This window comes from Flavobacterium sp., from assembly GCF_031381455.1.
GTDB lineage: Bacteria > Bacteroidota > Bacteroidia > Flavobacteriales > Flavobacteriaceae > Flavobacterium.
In genome coordinates, this window is sequence record NZ_JANMXZ010000038.1 from 108,852 (window position 1) to 129,270 (window position 20,419).

Annotated in this window: 20 protein-coding genes and 1 tRNA gene; 11 read left to right on the forward strand and 10 right to left on the reverse strand. The window is 33.6% G+C overall.

Translation table 11 applies throughout. The features are described from left to right. Positions 1-19: 19 nt before the first annotated feature. From RMN97_RS09225 to RMN97_RS09240, 4 genes are all read right to left on the reverse strand, one after another. On the reverse strand, positions 20-274 hold the full coding sequence (locus RMN97_RS09225; RefSeq protein WP_309614226.1) for a DUF6327 family protein: 255 nt from the start codon (positions 272-274) through the stop codon (positions 20-22). Between the two features lie 2 nt (positions 275-276). Then, positions 277-630, reverse strand: coding sequence for a competence protein (locus RMN97_RS09230; RefSeq protein ID WP_409024887.1), 354 nt, complete (start codon positions 628-630; stop codon positions 277-279). Continuing rightward, entirely contained in the window at positions 627-923 is a 297-nt protein-coding gene (locus RMN97_RS09235; protein WP_309614228.1) for a YtxH domain-containing protein, read from the reverse strand. Before RMN97_RS09235 ends, RMN97_RS09230 begins: the two co-directional genes overlap by 4 nt. Positions 924-1,202: 279 nt before the next feature. Beyond that, entirely contained in the window at positions 1,203-2,900 is a 1,698-nt protein-coding gene (locus RMN97_RS09240) for a glutamine--tRNA ligase/YqeY domain fusion protein (protein WP_309614229.1), read from the reverse strand. A gap of 124 nt (positions 2,901-3,024) precedes the next feature. Between RMN97_RS09240 and folB the strand changes: the two genes are divergently transcribed. Then, entirely contained in the window at positions 3,025-3,384 is a 360-nt protein-coding gene (folB, locus tag RMN97_RS09245) for a dihydroneopterin aldolase (protein ID WP_309614230.1), read from the forward strand. A 98-nt stretch (positions 3,385-3,482) separates the two neighbouring features. Further along, positions 3,483-3,553, forward strand: a tRNA-Cys gene (locus tag RMN97_RS09250). 45 nt (positions 3,554-3,598) lie between these two features. Here RMN97_RS09250 and RMN97_RS09255 read toward each other — a convergent pair. The 5 genes from RMN97_RS09255 to RMN97_RS09275 all read right to left on the reverse strand — a co-directional run bounded on the left by RMN97_RS09255 (position 3,599) and on the right by RMN97_RS09275 (position 9,470). Beyond that, positions 3,599-4,273: a GldM family protein gene (locus RMN97_RS09255; RefSeq protein WP_309614231.1), complete on the reverse strand. Its 675-nt coding sequence runs from the start codon at positions 4,271-4,273 to the stop codon at positions 3,599-3,601. After that, positions 4,263-4,958, reverse strand: coding sequence for a LysE family transporter (locus RMN97_RS09260; RefSeq protein WP_309614232.1), 696 nt, complete (start codon positions 4,956-4,958; stop codon positions 4,263-4,265). The genes RMN97_RS09255 and RMN97_RS09260 overlap by 11 nt, the downstream gene beginning before the upstream one ends. A gap of 156 nt (positions 4,959-5,114) precedes the next feature. Beyond that, the gene (locus RMN97_RS09265; protein ID WP_309614233.1) at positions 5,115-5,780 is read right to left on the reverse strand and encodes a head GIN domain-containing protein; all 666 of its coding nucleotides are present in this window, start codon (positions 5,778-5,780) and stop codon (positions 5,115-5,117) included. Positions 5,781-5,853: 73 nt separating this feature from the next. Then, positions 5,854-8,034 (reverse strand): ribonuclease R, encoded by a 2,181-nt coding sequence (rnr, locus tag RMN97_RS09270; protein ID WP_309614234.1) that lies wholly within the window; start codon positions 8,032-8,034, stop codon positions 5,854-5,856. 149 nt (positions 8,035-8,183) lie between these two features. Continuing rightward, positions 8,184-9,470, reverse strand: a complete 1,287-nt coding sequence (locus tag RMN97_RS09275; protein WP_309614235.1) for a T9SS type A sorting domain-containing protein — start codon at positions 9,468-9,470, stop codon at positions 8,184-8,186. Between the two features lie 773 nt (positions 9,471-10,243). On the opposite strand from RMN97_RS09275, the gene rpiB reads away from it, so the two are divergent. The 4 genes from rpiB to RMN97_RS09295 are packed head-to-tail and all read left to right on the forward strand — an operon-like array spanning position 10,244 to position 14,601. Beyond that, the gene (rpiB, locus tag RMN97_RS09280; RefSeq protein ID WP_309614236.1) at positions 10,244-10,675 is read left to right on the forward strand and encodes a ribose 5-phosphate isomerase B; all 432 of its coding nucleotides are present in this window, start codon (positions 10,244-10,246) and stop codon (positions 10,673-10,675) included. After that, on the forward strand, positions 10,676-11,584 hold the full coding sequence (locus RMN97_RS09285; protein WP_309614237.1) for a cation diffusion facilitator family transporter: 909 nt from the start codon (positions 10,676-10,678) through the stop codon (positions 11,582-11,584). It begins immediately after the preceding gene. Between the two features lie 4 nt (positions 11,585-11,588). After that, complete coding sequence (locus RMN97_RS09290) at positions 11,589-12,410, forward strand: NAD(P)H-hydrate dehydratase (protein ID WP_309614238.1); 822 nt, start codon at positions 11,589-11,591, stop codon at positions 12,408-12,410. Positions 12,411-12,465: 55 nt separating this feature from the next. Then, positions 12,466-14,601: a Tex family protein gene (locus tag RMN97_RS09295; protein ID WP_309614239.1), complete on the forward strand. Its 2,136-nt coding sequence runs from the start codon at positions 12,466-12,468 to the stop codon at positions 14,599-14,601. 69 nt (positions 14,602-14,670) lie between these two features. On the opposite strand, the gene tatA is transcribed toward RMN97_RS09295, so the two are convergent. Next, positions 14,671-14,856, reverse strand: coding sequence for a twin-arginine translocase TatA/TatE family subunit (tatA, locus tag RMN97_RS09300; RefSeq protein ID WP_309614240.1), 186 nt, complete (start codon positions 14,854-14,856; stop codon positions 14,671-14,673). Positions 14,857-15,094: 238 nt separating this feature from the next. On the opposite strand from tatA, the gene RMN97_RS09305 reads away from it, so the two are divergent. From RMN97_RS09305 to RMN97_RS09325, 5 genes are read left to right on the forward strand one after another with little or no spacing between them, the layout of a single operon-like run. Further along, positions 15,095-15,895 carry a M23 family metallopeptidase gene (locus tag RMN97_RS09305; RefSeq protein ID WP_309614241.1) on the forward strand — a complete coding sequence of 267 codons (801 nt, stop codon included), beginning with the start codon at positions 15,095-15,097 and terminating at the stop codon, positions 15,893-15,895. Between the two features lie 11 nt (positions 15,896-15,906). Continuing rightward, entirely contained in the window at positions 15,907-16,260 is a 354-nt protein-coding gene (locus tag RMN97_RS09310) for an SdpI family protein (protein WP_309614242.1), read from the forward strand. Positions 16,261-16,263: 3 nt separating this feature from the next. Beyond that, a complete protein-coding gene (locus tag RMN97_RS09315) occupies positions 16,264-17,784 on the forward strand; it encodes a GH3 auxin-responsive promoter family protein (protein WP_309614243.1) in 1,521 nt (506 codons plus the stop codon). Positions 17,785-17,810: 26 nt separating this feature from the next. Continuing rightward, positions 17,811-18,677 carry a carboxypeptidase-like regulatory domain-containing protein gene (locus tag RMN97_RS09320; protein WP_309614244.1) on the forward strand — a complete coding sequence of 289 codons (867 nt, stop codon included), beginning with the start codon at positions 17,811-17,813 and terminating at the stop codon, positions 18,675-18,677. 39 nt (positions 18,678-18,716) lie between these two features. Continuing rightward, complete coding sequence (locus RMN97_RS09325) at positions 18,717-20,411, forward strand: DUF6909 family protein (protein ID WP_309614245.1); 1,695 nt, start codon at positions 18,717-18,719, stop codon at positions 20,409-20,411. The last annotated feature ends 8 nt before the right edge of the window (positions 20,412-20,419 follow it).

Sequence of the window (20,419 nt, forward strand, 5' to 3'; positions counted from 1 at the left end):
TATTTAATAAAAAAGAGGCTTAATCGCCTCTTTTTCTATTTACATACCAATTGATTACAAACGGAATCGCAATCTTTAAAATCGTTCCCAACATTCCTGATGTTGCTTTTTGATAGATGTCACTAATTAACGAAACTGTTTTAGAAGGAAGAAAACTTTCCTTAGTCTTTTCGATACTCAACATTATTTTTTGATAATGGATTTCTCTTTGCACTTTCAGAATTTTTAAGTCGTGATCGATTTCAGCGTAAGATGAATATTTTTTGGGTTCCATAATTAATCTTCGTTAAAAAATATTTCAGAGAATTTCTCCAGAACCGGACCTTCCACAATTTTGTCTTTCACCAAAAATAAAAGGAAAACCAATATCAGATAAATTCCGGCTATAATCAAAAATCCTAAAACATAACTGTCAAGTAAATGTCCTATTGCTAAAGCTCCGGCAACTGAAACAAAAAGCAGAACAATCATTAGGCAAATGGCAATCAGAAAAAATTTGACTGCCAAAGTCGTTGACTTCATGGCTACTTTGAAACCCCAAAGTTTATAATAAGCAATATTGCTTTCTATATAAGCTTTGGTATTTTCCTGAATGTCTTCAACGTTTTCTTTTAATTCTTCCAACATTATTTATGAAGTTTGGCGTTTTGTTTTTTAAGCTCGGCTAATTTCTCTTCCAAAAAGGTAATTGCTTCTTCGGCTTTATAACTCGATTGCGAAAGTAAATCTTCAACCGTGTCTTTCAACTCATCTTTAGTTTTTGAAAATTTCTCTTTGGTTTCATCTTTTAAATCATCTAAGCCTTCTTTTATTTTTTCTCTGGTTTTTGCACCTTTATCCGGAGCAAATAAAATTCCGATTGCCGCTCCAATTGCCGCACCTGCAATAAGTGCTAAAATCCCATTTCCGTTTTTAGTTGACATGACTTTTAAATTTTAATTTAGTGAATTTACAAAAATTACGTCAGACAAGTTGTTAAATTGTGATTAAACAGGGAAAACTTATTTTAAAGCGAAATAATGGAAGTTCTATAAATGAATGGTAATTTGACTTGTCATATTTTTAAAATTGCCATAAAATCAATTTATGAAAGCCGATTTTAATTGCTAAAAATTATATGTTTTATAATTAGTATAAGTTTTATAAATAATAAGAAAGCCCGCTAATAAGCAGGCATTCTATTGATGAAATCTATTTTGAAATTATTCTTTACTTTCCACTTTTGCCCAAGTATCTCTCAAGCCAACTGTTTTATTAAAAACCAATTTTTCTCCCGAGGCTTCGGGAGAAGAATCTTTATCAACACAGTAATATCCCAAACGTTGAAATTGGAAACGCTCTCCATTTTTGGCTGTTGCCAAACTTGGTTCTAAATATCCTTTAATTACTTCCAACGAATTTGGATTAATGTATTCTTTGAAATCAACCTCTTTATCTCCATCCGGATTTTCATGTGTAAACAATCGATCATAAATACGAATTTCCGCTTCAATCGCATGATTGATAGAAACCCAGTGAATCGTTCCTTTTACTTTTCTTTGAGAAGCTTCCGTTCCGCTTCCGCTTCTGGAATCTTCATCATAAGTACAATGAATTTCTGTTATATTTCCGGCTGCATCTTTTACAACGCTTTCGCCTTTAATGATGTACCCATTTTTCAAACGAACTTCTGTTCCAAGTGTCAATCGGAAAAACTTCTTGTTGGCTTCTTCCTGAAAATCTTCTCTTTCGATATACAATTCTTTTGAAAAAGGAACTTTTCTAAAACCTAAGCTTTCGTCTTCCGGACTGTTTTCTGCATCTAAAATCTCTTCTTTCCCTTCGGGATAGTTGGTAATAACCAGCTTCACCGGATTCAAAACCGCCATTACTCTTGAGGTAGTTTTGTTCAATTCTTCTCGAACGCAAAATTCCAAAAGAGAAACATCAATCAGATTTGTACGTTTTGCAATTCCGATTGTATTTGCAAAATTCCGAATCGCCATTGGTGGATAACCGCGTCTTCTCATTCCCGTAATCGTGCTCATTCTCGGATCATCCCAAGAAGTAACATGCTTTTCTTCTACTAATTGCAGCAGTTTTCTTTTTGAAACAACTGTATGTGACAAATTTCTACGAGCAAATTCTCTTTGTTTTGGACGCACTTTGGTTTCATCATAAACCTGGTCTAAAAACCAATCGTATAATTCTCTGTGCGGCAAAAATTCAAGCGTACAGAATGAATGTGAAATTTGCTCCAAATAATCACTTTCTCCATGAGCCCAATCGTACATTGGATAAATACACCAATCATTTCCGGTTCGGTGATGATGTGCATGCAGAATTCGGTACATAATTGGGTCTCGCATCAACATATTATTGGCACCCATACTTATTTTGGCACGAAGAATATGTGTTCCGTTAGGAAACTCGCCGTTTTTCATTCTTTCAAACAAATCTAAATTGGCTGAAACTGAACGGTCTCTATAAGGCGAATTGGTTCCGGGAGTTGTTGGTGTTCCTTTTTGAATAGCCATATCTTCGGAAGACTGACTGTCAACATAAGCTTTTCCTTTCTTGATAAATTCAACTGCCCAGTCATATAATTGCTGAAAATAATCAGAAGCATAACATTCATTACTCCATTGATAACCAAGCCATTCAATATCTCTTTTGATAGCATCTACATATTCCTGCTCTTCTTTTGCGGGATTCGTATCATCAAAACGCAAATTTACTGGCGCCTGATAATCGATTCCTAATCCAAAGTTTAAACAAATCGCGCTGGCATGACCAATATGCAAATATCCGTTAGGTTCAGGTGGAAAACGAAAACGTAATTTGTCGTTTGACAAACCTTTTTTCAAATCTTCTTCTATTATTTGTTCAATGAAATTAAGCGACTTTTCTTCTGTTGACATTATTTTCGTAATTTTAGCAAAGATAAAAATTTAGATGATAGATAATAGAGAATAGACAATAGAAGCGCTATAATTTAAACTATACAGACTGAACACTAATTACCGAACACTGAACACTATAAAAATGGGCACCATAAAACTTCAAAATATTAGAACTTTTTCATTTCATGGATGCTTAAAAGAAGAGTCTTTAATTGGTTCTGATTATCGTGTGGATTTAGAAATTAAAACCGATTTAAGAAAATCTTCTTCTTCTGATGAACTTAAAGACACCGTTGATTATGTGCTTTTAAATCAAATAGTTGTAGAAGAAATGGCTGTTCGTTCTAAATTATTAGAGCATGTAGGTCATAGAATTATTTCTAGAATTTTTGGTGAAATTCCCTCTGTTTCGAGAATTCTTTTAGCGGTTTCAAAACTTAATCCACCAATTGGTGGTGATGTTGAAGCGGTTACCATTGAAATGGAGGAATATAGAAGTTAGAAATGATTACGAATTTCAGATTACGTATTACGTATTCTAAAAATTATCAATTATCAATTGTTAATTATCAATTGTTTTATATATTTGCCGCCATACTTGGCATCGTGGCCGAGCGGCTAGGCACCGGTCTGCAAAACCGTCTACTCCGGTTCGAATCCGGACGATGCCTCAAAAGAGTTACTAGAAATAGTAGCTCTTTTTTATTGCTGCTTTTTTAGAGTATTCTTATTACCATTGGACTTATTAATATGCAACTAATCGAAATATTAACCTTAACCTTTATATCAAAAATTACTATCTCATCTCCCTTCGATGCATACTTGTTAATATCATTAAAAGTCTTTTCGTCAATTTTGTTGCCTTGAATAATAATAGTTTCCCTGCCTGGAATCTTAAGACTGAACCTATTTACTGTATGGACAATATTTAGGTTTTTGTCCCCAGAGATTACTCTAATAATAGCATCTTTAAATTGATTCTTATTAGCCAATATTACGGAATCGCTTTTTGTATAATTAAAACAAGTAATTGATCTTTTTACATTTCTTATCTCAAAAACATATTTCTCAACAATTTTTTTATTGTTCTTTAAAACAATATCAATTTTTATAACTGTTTCATTACCAGCACCAGGATTAAGTGTGTAAATGTTTTTACCTTTTTTGATGACATCCCTACCTGAAACAGTAAATGATTTGGCATTTGGAACATCAATAAACATTTCGTTAGTCATTCCTCTAAAAAGAACCTTCACATCTTTCGGTGTAATTAAATCATTTTCGGTATGTCGAACAATAGAAAGTGTATCATTCTGCCCATAAAATGAAAGTGTATAAAAAATCGAAAAGAGTAATAGAATTCTTTTCATAATAATTATCTTATTGCTCATTCTCCAGCTTTTCAAAAGCCTTATTGACGATTTTTTGCTCCTTTGGAAACCAGCCTTGACTAAGTAGAAATAAACCCGAAACAATCAAAACAATGCTAATAATTTTTTTTATTAAAAGAATGTTTTTTGGATTGAGTTGGTTACGTAATTGCTTTGCCAACAGTATTTTGAAAATATCAGTTATAAAATAAGTAACAATTAATGTGGAGAAAAAAGTCAACATTCTGGATGTTTTTAATTCCAGCTGCGGACCGATAGTTATAAGAATTGCTAACCAAAATCCGAGTACGCCAATATTGATGAAATTGAGAAAAAAACCTTTAATGAACAAAGAAAGATAATTGGTTTTGGCTAACTCCGTTGGATCGATTTCGTCGAGTTTGGCTTTTTTGGCTTCCTTTCTGTTATTCACAAAAGAAATAATGCCATAAGTCAACATTACTAATCCACCGAAAATGAACAAAGCCGGGTCATCTTTAATACTTTGAATTAATCGGTAACTACTAAAAAAAGCAATGGTAATAAAGACAATATCAGCTAAAACCACACCTGCATCAAAAACAATTGCGGCTCTGAATCCTTTAACAACGCTTGTTTCGAGTAATACAAAGAATACTGGTCCAATCATAAAACTTAGAAAGAAACCAAGCGGAATGGCGGATAAAATATCTTGAAGTAAAATCATTGTTAAAATTTTGACTCTGCAATTTAGAATTTAAAATGGAAAATCGAAAATCGAAGATTATAAAATCGAAGATTATAAAATCGAAGATTTTCATCTGTTCGCCTTCCAGGCACGGGTCACAAATTCAAAAAAATTTTGCGCGTGAGTAAATTAAATCTACTTAGCCTCTTCAATTGTTCCGCCTGCTACAATCTTTTTGTTGATTTGTTTTGGCTTCCCAAAAATAGTAATCTCACCACCGGCTCTAACTTTAGCATCAACACTATTTGTTGCAAAAATAGCTGCTTCACCACCAGCATTACAAGAAACTGTGGTTATTTGTGACTCTAATTTTTCCGCTTCATAAATTCCACCCGAATTAACCAAAACATCCTGAATATCCGCGTTTCCTTCGAGTAAAACCTTTGACCCATTTGCTGTTCTAACATTCAATTTTTCAACATCTAAAATCAATTTTATTTCAGAACCTTCTTTAGCAATAACATCAAATACAACCGAACTAATTTTATCGCCACAAGCAATTCTGGAACCTTCGTTAGCTTCGACTGCAGTTATTTTTACATAATAAACTGTTACTGAAATATTATCACCATCCAATAACTTAGTCATTGGCATTCTTATTTTTAATTCACCTATTTTATTGATCAATTCTACATCATCGGCTCCTTTTCCATCCAATTGCACAATATTTTCATTGCCTGGAATTAACATTACATCTATTCTATCAAATGAAGTTACTTTGGTAAAATCACCTGGTTTTTTTTCAATTTGTCCAAAAGCTATTGAACTGATTGCTAATAAACTATAAACTAATTTTTTCATTACTTTAAATTTTAGAAAGCACTTCGCCCTTCGACTGCGCTCAGGATGACACGCTCAGTGTGACAAATTGTTATTATTCATTCCTTCTAATAAAATAGAAATCCAATTGTTTCTTAACTAAATCTGCGTTTTTTACTTTCACAAAAACTTCATCTCCAAGCTGTAAAATACTCTGCGTTGCTTGACCGACCAAAGCATATTGCTTTTCATCAAACGTATAATAATCTTCTTTTATTTCACGAATTCGAACCATTCCTTCGCATTTGTTTTCGATTATTTCAACATAAATTCCCCATTCGGTAACTCCGGAAATAACGCCAAGAAACTCTTGATCTTTGTGATCCTGCATGTATTTTACCTGCATGTATTTTACCGAATCTCTTTCGGCTTGTGCTGCCAAACCTTCCATATCGCTTGAATGGGCACATTTTTCTTCGTAATCATCCTGATTTACACTTTTTCCTCCATCTAAATAATATTGCAATAATCGGTGCGCCATAACATCAGGATAACGTCGAATTGGCGAAGTGAAATGACCATAATAATCGAATGCCAATCCATAATGCCCAATATTTTCAGTAGAATATTTGGCTTTACTCATACTTCGAATCGTCAACGTATCAACTAAATTTTGTTCTTTTTTCCCGTTGACATCATTCAATAATTTATTCAATGATTTAGAAATATCTTGTTTGGATTTCATGTTTATCGCATAACCAAACTTAGAAATCACCGTTTGCAGATTGATTAATTTGTCTTCGTTTGGTTCATCGTGAATTCTGTAAATGAAAGTTTTCTTTTGTTTTCCTATAAATTCCGCGACTTTTCTATTGGCTAACAACATAAATTCTTCAATCAAATGATTCGCATCTTTTGATATTTTAAAGAAAACACCAACAGGTTCTGAATTTTCATCCAAATTAAATTTTACTTCCACTTTATCAAACGAAATCGCGCCATCAGCCATTCTTTTTCTCCGTAAAATTTTTGCTAATTCATCTTGTTTTAAAGTCGCTGCCACAATTTCTGCAGGAACTTTATATTCCTTTCCGGTTAACGAAATCTCAGCAGGAATTATATCCGATTTTGTTTCAATAATACTTTGCGCTTCTTCATACGAAAAACGTTGGTCGGAATAAATGATTGTTCTGCCAAACCAGGAATCTAAAACTTCCGCTTTAGCATTTAATTGAAATATGGCTGAAAACGTATATTTTTCTTCATGAGGACGAAGTGAACAAGCAAAATTTGATAACACTTCGGGTAACATTGGTACAACTCTATCAACTAAATACACCGAAGTGGCACGTTTGTAGGCTTCATCATCAAGTATAGTTCCTTCTTGTAAATAATGCGAAACATCAGCAATGTGAACACCTATTTCATAGTTTCCGTTTTCTAAAACTTGAAATGACAACGCGTCATCAAAATCTTTTGCATCTTTTGGATCAATCGTAAACGTCAATACTTTTCGCATATCGCGACGTTTATCTATTTCGTTTTGAGTTATCGAAGTATCTAATTTATTAGCATAAGCTTCTACTTCAATAGGAAAATCATAAGGCAAACCATATTCTGCTAAAATGGCGTGAATTACAGTATTATGTTCTCCTGGTTTTCCAAGTACTTGTATCACAGAACCAAAAGGAGAATCTGCTTTTGCAGGCCAATCTTCTAATTTTACCAAAACAACATCGCCGTGTTCGGCTTCGGCTAATTTATTTTTTGGAATAAAAATATCGGTGTACATTTTGGCATTAGCTGTAGTTACAAATCCAAAATTCTTCTGAATATCTACTACGCCAACAAATTCTGTTTTGTGTCTTTCGATGATTTCAATTACTTCAGCTTCCGGTTTTCTGGAACTTCTTCGATCATATACATACGCTTTTACTTTATCCTTATCTAAAGCGTGATTCAGATTTATAAACGGAATATAAACGTCATTTTCTAATTCATCGCAGACAAAATAACCTGATTTTCTCGAAGTCATATCCACAACACCTTCGTAATATTGTTGACTGGAAGCTTTGACTAAATACTTTCCTGGTTCGGATTCAATGATTAGTTTTTGAGCGGCTAGGATTTTTAAATCTTTTATAATTTCGTTTCTGCTTTTGGTATCGTCCAATTCTAAAATAGCAGCAATCTGTTTGTAGTTGAAAGGTTTATTCGCGTTTTTTGATAATATTTTAAATATCTTTTCGGAAAAGGTTTTTTTATTTTTCCCGAATTTTTTAGGTTTCTTACTCATTTTTCATTTTTCAATTAATGCTGAAAATTACGAAATAGTTATAAGTTATGAGTTATAAGTTATGAGTTTTAATATAAATCTAACATAAAGAAATAAAAAAGGTCTACTAAAATTAGCAAACCTTCTTATGTTAAATGATTACAAAATCTTTATTCAAAAATAATTTTTTGAATCGTTTTTTTTCCTCCAGATTGTATGGATAAAAAATACATTCCTTTGCTAAAGGAATTGATTGAAATAGTAGTTATTAAATCGTTTATTGACTGTTTAAAAAATTGTTTTCCAAGTATATCAGTAATTATCAATATTGTATTAGTCTCAATTCCTTTAAGTTTAATATTTAAAATCGTAGTTGCAGGATTAGGATAGATAACAGCCTCATTTTTTAAAAAATTATCATTACTTAAAATAGAACTTATTTTCCGTATTTTATTGTTTAGTTCATCAGCTATATAAAGATTACCATTCAAGTCTGTAGCAACACCAGTTGGATTACGGAATTTTGCAGTAGAACAAGGACCGTCTAAATAACCACCACCAGAAGCACCTGTAAAAGTAGAAACAATACCGTAAGGAGTAATTTTTCTAATAGATTGATTATCCATATCTGCTACATATACATTGCCTTGCTGATCAACTGCTACTCCTAAAGGATTTGCAAATTGTGCTACAGTTCCAATGCCATCAGCATTCCCGTTTATTGATCCTGCTAATGTACTCACTAAACCTGAAGAAGTGATTTTACGAATTTTTTTATTGTTGATATCTGCTAAATATAAATTGCCATTAGTATCAATAGCTATTCCCATAGGTCTATCAAATTGTGCTCCACTACCCATACCATCAGTATATCCAATAGTAGAACCGGCAAAAGTGGTTACTACTCCAGCGGGAGTAATTTTACGGACTTTATAATTATAAGAATCAGTTACATATAAATTATTATTGCTATCAATAGCAATCCCTAAAGGGGCAGAAAATTTTGCTTCAGTACCTGTGCCATCACTATATCCCATAATAGAACCAGCAAAAGTGGTTACAATTCCAGAAATAGAAATTTTTCGGATTCTATGATTATTAGTATCTGCAACAAATACTTCACCAAGAGAATTAACAGCAATAGCATTAGGAAAATAAAATTGAGCGGAAGCTGCTAATCCATCATTACTTCCTTGGGTTGAACCTGCTAAAGTTGTTACAACACCGGTAGAAGTAATTTTACGGATTTTATGATTTGCATGATCCGCTACATATACATTTCCGTTAGTATCTGTTGCTACTCCATAAGGATTGTTAAACTGTGCGTTAGTGCCAATACCATTAGCAAAACCTTGAGTGGATCCAGCTAAAGTAGTTACATCTTGTGCACTACTTTTCGAAACATAATTAATAAAAAAAATTAAAAGAGCTATTTTTATATTTAATTTTAAAGTCATTATTTTTATTTAAAATTAGTTGAATTCAAAAATAGCTTTTTAAAACTAAATATTAGAATAAGTTATATTTATAAAAAAAGGGACAAATAAAAATTACATTTTCAATACTTTTCAACACTAATTAAAAACAACAATAAAAAAAATTAAATAAATTTAAATTTATGATGGTTATTATAGCGTGTTGATTTGTACAATAACTTTATATTTTAAAATTAGATTTTGTAGTTATCCTTTTTTATATCAATTTATCAACATAGTTTTTAGAATTTAAATCGTTCATTTTTAACCTTTTTTAAGATTTAGTTAACAGTTGTTCACAACTAAAGAAAGGTGTTTTTTGTAGATAAGTTTAATTATAATTTCTGTTCAAAAAGACACTTTTTATATTGATAACTTTTCCAAAAATTATCCAAACTAAACTTGTTTTATCCAACTGGATTTTTGATTACAATTTAAATTCAGATAAGCTCAAAAAACTTCTGAAATTCTATCTGAAGTTGTTAACAATTGATGTTAATTTAAGGTTAACTGATTATCAATGAATTGCGAAATCCTATTAACAATCCATAATTTTAACATTTAGATTGCATAAATTTCAATGATTTTCAAGTAGTTATAAAAAATATGTAATCAATAGAAACCTTTAGGGATTAAAAATCAAACACTTAGAATAAACTAAAAATACAACCAATAGTTTCCGTAAATTTGTCGTACTTATTACACCCGAGGCGAAGCCGAATTGTATAGAGCGCAGCGGAATAAAATACAACACTATGAAAATCTCAATTGGAAACGATCACGCCGGACCGGATTATAAGAAAGCAATTGTTGACTTTTTAGAACAAAAAGGATACGAAATAAGCAATCACGGAACCGATACTTTTGATAGTGTTGATTATCCCGATTTTGGTCATCCTGTAGCATCAGATGTTGAAACCGGAAAAGCAGATTTTGGAGTGGTGATTTGTGGTTCGGGAAACGGAATAAATATGACGGTGAACAAACATCAAGGGATTCGATCTGCATTGTGCTGGACAAAAGAAATTGCGGCTTTAGCTCGTCAACATAACGATGCTAATATTATCAGTATTCCAGCACGGTTTACGTCGATACAACAAGCAGTAGAAATGGTTGATACTTTTTTAACCACCAATTTTGAAGGTGGAAGACACGCTAACAGAGTTAACAAAATAGCTTGTCAATAAATGCGAGATAACCAAGTACACATTCACAAACACGAAGTCAGAGGGAAGAATTTGGTTTTCTCCATTTTGTTAAATTTACTAATTACCATTGCGCAAATTGTTGGCGGAATTATATCAGGAAGTTTAGCATTGATTTCGGATGCGCTTCACAATTTTTCTGATGTGCTTTCCTTGGTTTTTAGTTTAGTAGCACATAAATTATCAAGAAGAAAAGCATCAATTGACCATACTTTTGGATACAAAAGAGCCGAACTTATTGCTGCTTTTATAAATGCCATAACATTAATTGTTGTAGCATTATTTTTAATTTATGAAGCTTCTGCAAGATTATTTCATCCTGAACCAATTAAGTCAGGTTTAGTTATTTGGTTAGCACTTTTAGGAATTGTTGTAAACGGCGGTTCTGTTTTATTACTCAAAAAAGATTCCGAACACAACCTTAATATGAAATCGGCATACTTACATTTATTGACCGATATGATGGCTTCGGTTGCTGTTTTAGTTGGTGGTATGTTAATGAAATTTTATGGTTGGTTTTGGGTTGATAGTGTAATGACGTTATTAATCGCATTGTATTTGATTTATGTAAGCTACGATTTGATAAAATCAGCAACTAAAATGCTTATGCTTTTTACACCGGAACATATAGACATCAAAGAAATTGTTCGTGAAGTTCATAAAATCATAGGAGTCAACAAGCTGCATCACATTCATGTTTGGCATTTAAATGATGAAGAATTGCATCTTGAAGCGCATCTTGATTGCTCTGAAGATATAAAGATGAGCGAATTCAATATTTTATTAGAGAAAGTTGAAATCGTTTTATTCGAAAAATTCCATATCAATCATATTAATATTCAACCCGAATTTAAAAAAGAAGACCCGAAAGATTTCATAGTTCAGGATTAATTTTATGACAAAGCTTGACCTCAATAGTATCCAAAAAATATTTCAAAAAAGATTTCCTGATTCAAATAAAGGAAATCATGGACATGCTTTAATTATTGCCGGAAGCAAATCTAAAATGGGCGCAGCAATTATAAGTGCCAAAGCTTGTTTAAGAGCCGGAGTCGGTTTGGTTACATTAAATATTCCTAAAAAAGAAAGAACAACTGTCTTCTCTTCTGTTCCGGAAGTAATGATTGAATTTAGGGAAGAGAAAAAGAACTGGACTTCTTATAATTCATTTGCCATTGGACCAGGAATCGGAACCAATAAATCAGCAGAAAATAGTTTAAAATTATTGATAACAAATGTGAAAACCCCAATAGTTTTTGATGCTGACGCCTTGAATATTTTGGCAGAAAATCAGAAAGAACTTTTAAATCTGCCTCAAAAATCTATACTAACTCCACATCTTAAAGAGTTTGACCGGCTTTTTGGAAACCACGAAACCGAATCAAAAAGACGACAAACCGCTACAATAAAAGCAAAAGAATTACAGTTGGTTATTGTTCTAAAAGGACACAAGACTTTTATCACCGACGGAGAAAAAAGCTTTGAAAATACTACCGGAAATTCTGGTTTGGCTAAAGGCGGTTCGGGCGATGCACTGACTGGAATAATCACAGCTTTTTTGGCTCAAGGTTACGAACCATTAAATGCTGCTTCGCTTGGAGTTTACATTCATGGTCTGGCATCTGATATTACTTTAGAAACCCAAAGCGAAGAAAGCATGTTGATAACTGATGTTATCGAAAATCTAGGAAACGCTTTCCTAAAAATTCAAACATAAAACCCTTTGCGAACTTTGCGAAACTCTTTGCTAACTTTGCGTTTAAAACAATAAAATGACCAGCATACAATTTATTCAAAGCCAGGTAAACACTGTTCCTGAAAACATTAGCGCCACTTTAAAATTACTTTCCGAAGATTGTACCATACCTTTTATTTCGCGTTACCGAAAAGACCAAACCGGAAATCTGGATGAAGTTATAATTGAAACTATTGCCAAACTTTCGAAGCAATACAATGAAATCGTAAAACGAAAAGAATCGATTCTAAAAACCATTGAAGAGCAAGGTCAGCTTTCGCCGGAATTAGCCAAAAAAATAAAAGAAAGTTTCGATTTACAGGAAATTGAAGATTTGTATTTGCCCTATAAAAAGAAGAAAAAAACCAGAGCCGATGTTGCTCGCGAGAATGGATTGGAACCTTTGGCAAAAATTATTTTCAGTCAAAGAAATGAAGATGTTGATTTTATTTCAACACAATATCTTAACGACAAAGTCAAAAATGAAGACGAAGCGTTGCAAGGCGCGCGAGATATTATCGCCGAATGGATAAATGAAAATATTTACATCCGAAAAAATCTCCGTCGTTTGTTTCAGCGGAAAGCTAGTGTTTCCACGAAAGTGTTGAAAACCAAAAAAGACGATGAAGCCGCTCAAAAATTTTCTCAATATTTTGATTGGGCCGAACCGATATCAAAAGCACCATCACACAGATTATTAGCAATGCTTCGAGCAGAATCAGAAGGTTTCGTAAAATTAAATATTGATTTGAATCCCGAAAGGTCGGGAGAAGAAGCAATAGATTTTATCGAAAATGAAATCATAAAAGCCAACAATGAAACGACCGAACATATCAAATTAGCCATAAAAGACAGTTATAAAAGATTGCTCGAACCAGCAATTTCAAACGAAACATTGCAAGAAGCCAAAGCAAAAGCCGACATCAAAGCAATTGACGTTTTTGCAGGGAATTTGAGTCAGCTTTTATTAGCACCGCCATTAGGCGAAAAACGAATTTTGGCAATTGATCCCGGATTTCGTTCTGGTTGTAAAATAGTTTGTTTGGATGAAAAAGGCGATTTGTTATACAACGAAACTATTTACCCGCATCAACCACAAAACGAAAGCGCGATGGCGATGAAAAAAATTCGTTCGATGGTGAATGCGTATAATATTGAAGTGATTTCTATCGGAAACGGAACGGCAAGTCGTGAAACCGAATTCTTTATTAAGAAAATTGCTTTTGATAAGCCGGTTCAGGTTTTTATCGTTTCTGAAGCTGGTGCTTCGGTGTATTCGGCATCCAAAATTGCGCGAGATGAATTTCCGAAATATGATGTCACGGTTCGAGGCTCTGTTTCTATCGGAAGACGATTGGCAGATCCGTTGGCCGAATTGGTAAAAATCGACCCAAAATCAATTGGTGTTGGACAATATCAGCATGACGTTGACCAAACAAAATTAAAAGAAGAATTAGATACCGTTGTCGTACGCTGCGTAAATTCTGTTGGAATAAATATCAACACAGCAAGCAAATCACTATTGAGTTATGTATCCGGAATAGGCGAAAAAATGGCCGAAAATATTGTGGCGTTTCGTTCCGAAAATGGTCCGTTTGAAGACAGAAAGCAACTAAAAAAAGTGCCACGTTTAGGCGATAAAGCCTATCAACAAGCTGCGGCTTTTATTCGAATACACAACGGGAAAAAGCCGTTGGACAATTCGGCTGTCCATCCCGAAGCGTATCCAATTGTTGAAAAAATGGCAAAAGATTTGGGTTTAAAAACCAATGATTTGATTGCCAATAAAGACAAAATCAAATTAATAAAACTTGAAAATTATATCACTCCCGAAATTGGAATACTTGGATTGAAAGATATCGTTAAAGAACTCGAAAAACCAGGACTTGATCCCAGAAAAGCGGCAAAAGTATTTGAATTTGACCCAACAGTCACCACGATAAAAAATGTTCGTACCGGAATGATTTTACCCGGAATTGTAAATAACATCACAGCTTTTGGATGTTTTGTTGATATCGGAATTAAAGAAAGTGGTTTGGTTCACATTTCGCAACTTAAAGAAGGTTTTGTTTCCGATGTGAATGAAGTTGTTAAATTACACCAGCACGTTCAGGTAAAAGTTGTTGCCGTTGATGAAGAGCGAAAACGAATTCAGCTGACGATGATATTATAGAAAGCATCAAAAATAAAATCCCAAAACCCAAAATATAAAATTGGAATTTGGGATTTAAAATTTCAAAAATTATTTTTTAATTTCCTCTTCTTTTTTAGTTGTAGCATTAGCATCTTCTTCTCCTTTAGATGCTTTTTTGAATTCATTTATTCCAGAGCCTAAACCTTTCATTAGTTCAGGAATTTTTTTACCTCCAAATAATAATAAAACGATTACTAGTATAATAATAATTTCAGTTGCACCAATTCTTCCCATGATATATAATTTTATGCTTTCGCAGATTTTATTTTTAAAGACTTTGACAAAGGTAAAAAGAAAATAACATTCTTTTGAATTTCAACATAATAAATATAAGTTAAACATCGTTTACTGTAAAAAGGCAAAGCCAACTTATTTTCTATATTTGTAGCACATTCAAGCAATCATGTCCGAAAAACGGCTCAAACGAAAAATAATCAAGAAAAAACTGTTTACAAAAAACCGTCTGGTTATTTTGAACGAAGACACTTTTGAAGAAATTTTTTCGCTTCGATTAACACTGATGAATGTTTTTGTGGTAGCCACAATTGGAGCGTTGTTAATCATTTTTGTGACCACTTATATTATTGCATTTACGCCATTACGCGAATATATTCCGGGTTATGCTTCGACACAATTAAAGAAAGATGCTACCGAATTGGCACTGAAATCAGATTCATTAAACCAAGCTTTGAAAAAGAACGAAGCATATATTGAATCGATTAAAAAGGTGTTAACCGGCGATTTACAATATGCAAAATTCAATAAGGATTCTATTTTAGCATCAGTTTCTGAACCGGTCTCTGAAGAAGAATTGAAACCTTCTAGTGCCGATTTAAAGTTTAGAGAGGAAGTTGAAAGAGAGGATAAATACAATCTTTTTGAAAAGGCAAAGCCAAAAGTTACGGCTGTTTTATTTCCACCAGTAAAAGGAATTATAACCGAAAAATTCAATCCAAAAGAAAAACATTATGCGGTTGATATTGCTTTGGCGAAAAACACTCCGATAAAATCAATCATGAGCGGAAGAATAATCTTTGCCGATTGGACACCCAACACCGGAAACGTTGTAATCATAAGACACAACAACGGATTTATTTCTGTATATAAACACGCATCCTCATTAACGGTTTCTCAAGGCGACGCTGTTAAAACAGGAGAAGTTATTGCTTTGGCTGGTTCAACGGGACAAGAATCTACCGGCATTCATTTGCATTTTGAATTGTGGAAAGATGGGTATTCTATTGACCCGAGTATTTTTATTGAATTTGAATAATTTTTGAAACTATGGATAGAACAGTTGAATATGTCATGGGAATCCCTTTTTTAACGGGTTTGATTTTCTTTTTGGTAGCATTAATCATGTATTATTATCCACCCAAAGATATTAATTCGCTTTATGGTTATAGAACTTCATCTTCAACGAAAAGCCAAGAGCGATGGGATTTTGCCCAACGATTTTCTTCTTTAAGAATGATTGAAGGAGGATTGTTTTTAGTGTTACTTTCTTTATTGAAATTAGCATTTCCTTTTTCGGTTGATATAGAAATGACGATAAGTATAACCGCTGTAATTATAGTTGTTCTTTATTTATTGCTTTCAACAGAACTAGCATTAAAAAAGAATTTTCCAAATAAATAAATTATGTCTGTAAAATCGGGCGCGGCCAAAATATTTGCGAATATAATCCACAGAAAAACTCAAAAATGGGTTCAAAATCCCATTGAAACGCAGCAGAAAGTTTTTCAAAATCTTATCGCTTCCGCAGATTTTACTCAGTTTGGGAAAGACCATCATTTTTCTGAAATCAAATCCTTTGAAGACTTTGCCAAGCAAGTTCCCATTCGGGATTATGAAGAATTACGACCTTATGTTGATAGAGTTGTAAAAGGCGAAGAAGACATTCTCTGGAAAGGGAAACCGATATATTTTGCCAAGACTTCGGGCACAACTTCGGGCGCAAAGTATATACCGTTAACCAAAGAGTCGATGCCGTTTCATATTGAAGCTGCACGAAATGCCATTCTGAATTTTATTCACAAAACCGGGAAAACTGATTTCGTGGATGGTAAAATGATTTTCCTGCAAGGAAGCCCAATTCTGGAAGAAAAAAACGGAATCAAACTCGGAAGGCTTTCTGGGATTGTAGCGCATTTTGTTCCGAAATATTTGCAGAAAAACCGAATGCCAAGCTGGGAAACCAATTGCATTGAAGATTGGGAAACCAAAGTGGATGCGATTGTCGAAGAAACTTTCAACGAAAACATGACCGTGATTTCTGGAATTCCGTCTTGGGTTCAAATGTATTTTGAGAAGTTGGAACAAAAAGGCAATAAGCCCGTTGGTGATATCTTTAAAAACTTCAATTTGTTTATTTATGGCGGTGTCAATTATGAACCGTATCGCGCCAAATTTGAAAATCTAATCGGAAGAAAAGTTGATTCTATTGAATTGTTTCCCGCATCGGAAGGATTTTTTGCATACCAAGATTCACAGGAAGCTAAAGGGATGTTGTTGCTCTTGAACTCGGGAATTTTCTATGAGTTCGTAAAATCGGATGAATTTTTTACTGATCCCGAAGGGTCGGGACCAAGACGTTATACGATTGGCGAAGTTGAATTGAATGTCAATTATGTTTTAATTATTTCTACGAATGCCGGACTTTGGGCATACAATATTGGTGACACCGTTCAGTTTACGTGCTTAAATCCATATCGCGTGATTGTTTCGGGCCGAATCAAACATTATATTTCTGCTTTTGGCGAACACGTCATCGGCAAAGAAGTCGAATGTGCTTTGAAAGAAGCGATGGAAAATTCCAAGATTCGTGTAAACGAATTTACCGTTGCGCCGCAGATTGCACCAATTTCAGGATTGCCGTATCACGAATGGTTTATAGAGTTTGATCCCGAAGCTTCGGGAGAACCAGAAAATCTTGAAGATTTTGCCTTAAAAATTGACAACGAAATGCGTAAACAAAACACGTATTATGATGATTTAATTGTTGGGAAAGTTTTGAAAACACTAGTTATTTCAAAAGTTTCGAAAAACGGTTTCCAGGATTATATGAAATCCATTGGGAAATTGGGCGGACAAAACAAAATTCCGAGATTGAGTAACGACAGAAAAATAGCCGACCAATTAAATATCCTACAAGGTTTTTAAAACCTTGTAGGTAAGATTCAAAAAAGATGAAAACAGCGTTATTTTTATTTCTATTCTCTTTTTCACTAACTGCCCAAACTAAAGGTATCGTTGTTGATGAATATAACAAACCTATTTCCTACGTGAATATTTGGGTTGAACATGAAAACAACAGCACTACTTCTGAGGAAAATGGTGAGTTTAACATTAACTGTTTGCCAAATAAAAATCTGCTTTTTTCTGCTTTAGGCTATGAAAAGAAAACAGTTAAAGCAGCAGATGCCGAAAAGGTAGTTTTGAAGGTAAATGCATTTCAATTATCAGAAGTTGTTATTGCCAAAAGATTTGAAACCAGAGAAATTGAAATCGGAAAAGTAAAAAACGAAACCTATCAGGCTTTTGAAAATGGACCACGAATTGACGCTAAATTTTTCCCGTATTTTGCAAAATATAAACGGACGAGATACATCAAACAAGTAAATTTTTTTACCGACAATCAATTAGAAAGCGCTTCATTCAAAGTACACTTTTTTATGGTTAATTCAGATGGTTCGCCTGGAAATGAATTGTTGAGCAAAGACTTTATAGTTTCTGTAAAAAAAGGGGTGAAGAAAACCTTTTTTAACGTAACTGATTTTGGTTTGAAAATACCAAAAACAGGAATCTTTGTAGGTTTTGAAAAGTTGATAATCGAAAAGAATAAACTAGAAAAAGAAGTTACCGATTCGAACACCAAAAAGACAGTTATTCAAAAAATGTATTTCCCTTATGTGCTTTATAATTATGTTGAAAGGGAATTTATTTACACGTATTCGGGCGGAAAATGGAACAAGCAAACCAAAGCAGATATTGCCAATCCATCCAATAAAATGTCGGCCTATGAACCAGCAATAAACCTAATTTTAACCAACTAAACGACAAAATGGCTATATTTGCGGGTTATAAAATAAAAAATGAAAGAAATTAAAAACATTTCGCGCTCAAGAGCGCAAGAATCGTCGGCAGCTATCGAACGATTGTACATTACTATGAGACATTTATTCAACAGAGGTTTCTACAAACCAATGGGTGTTTCAGGAGAAACTTTAAGAGAAGCCTTGCTTTCTCTTCGACCAGAAATTTACGGAAGTATTGCAGAAGAAAAAGTAGAACTAAGCGGTTTACTTTATGTAATAGAGAGACTTCCGGTAGGCATTGAAGAATGTCGTTTTATCAATTTAACTTCAGACGAAGGGTATTCAAAATCACATTTTCAGGCGATTGTTCCACCAAAACGTAGAAGAAATTGCTACCGAATAGATGACGAACAAATGAATGTGGAAATCACACGTGGACGTTCGGACATTTATGATATTTTGACGCATTTGACGTTTATTTTTATAGAATCGCATAAAATAAAAGATAGAGTTTTGCTTGACGAATTGGAACGGGAAGTTACTCGCGATTGGGAAAAACTTGAAGAAGCCGTTTCGCAGAATAAAAAAATGTCGCTTAAAGAAAAAGAAATTGCGATTTCGCATGCGGCAAATGTTTTGGGCAGAAGCTTTTCGGAAGTATTGGAAATTTATGACGATTTTGGAACCAAAGAAAAACCAGATCGCTTCTTACATGTCATCTACTGGTTAGGGAAACTAGCTATTGAAGAAATCCTCGATAATAATAAAAGAGTTATTACGTTTAGTCCAATTTTAAGAGAAAGATTAGGACATCATATACATGGCGAAATCTGGGCAAATAATATCAAAGAAGTTTTAAAAGCCAATAATCTTCTTGAAAGACCAATTCATGTGATTAGTGCCAATATGCACAGTGTGATGAATTCCATTTTTGCGACGAATGTTTTAAAAACCAAATTCAAGGACAAATCAGATTTCTTTATTTATGAAGAATTGAGTAAATCGGGAGCCAATGATGTTCGTAACAAAGTTGAAGATGTTGCGCTGAAACAAGGAATGATTTCACTTCCCGACGACGCATCAGGAACAAACATCGACGTTCAGATATTTGATACAGCTAAAATAGATTGGGCAAAAACCAGTTTTCCAAATGCGAAAGTGGGTAAAGAAAGTCCGGTGTTAATTGTAATGGATTATGCTTTTGGCGAACAGGCATTTGAAACTATCGACGAATTATTAAAACCATACAAAGAAGGCAAAAACAGAACGTTCATGAATGTTGAGTCTGTTTCGATAATGGGAAAAGCCGGAATTTTGGAAGGCGGAAAAGGCGATATTATGATTCCTTCGGCACACATCAATGAAGGAACAGCCGATAACTATCCTTTTGAAAATGAATTATCAGCTGAAATGTTTGAAGGAAACGGAATTCCAGTTTGTTCAGGACCAATGGTTACCGTTTTGGGAACATCGCTTCAGAATAAAGATTTATTGAAGTTTTTCCACGAATCAACTTGGGAAGTTATCGGACTAGAAATGGAAGGAGCTTATTATCAAAAAGCCATTCAATCAGCATCAAAAATCAGAAAAAGTATTCCACAAGATGTGAAAGTAAGATATGCTTATTATGCTTCTGATAATCCTTTGGAAACAGGAAGTACACTGGCTTCAGGAGGATTAGGGACAACAGGAGTAAAACCTACTTATTTAATTACTATTAAAATATTAGAACAAATTTTTAACGTAAAATAATTATTTTT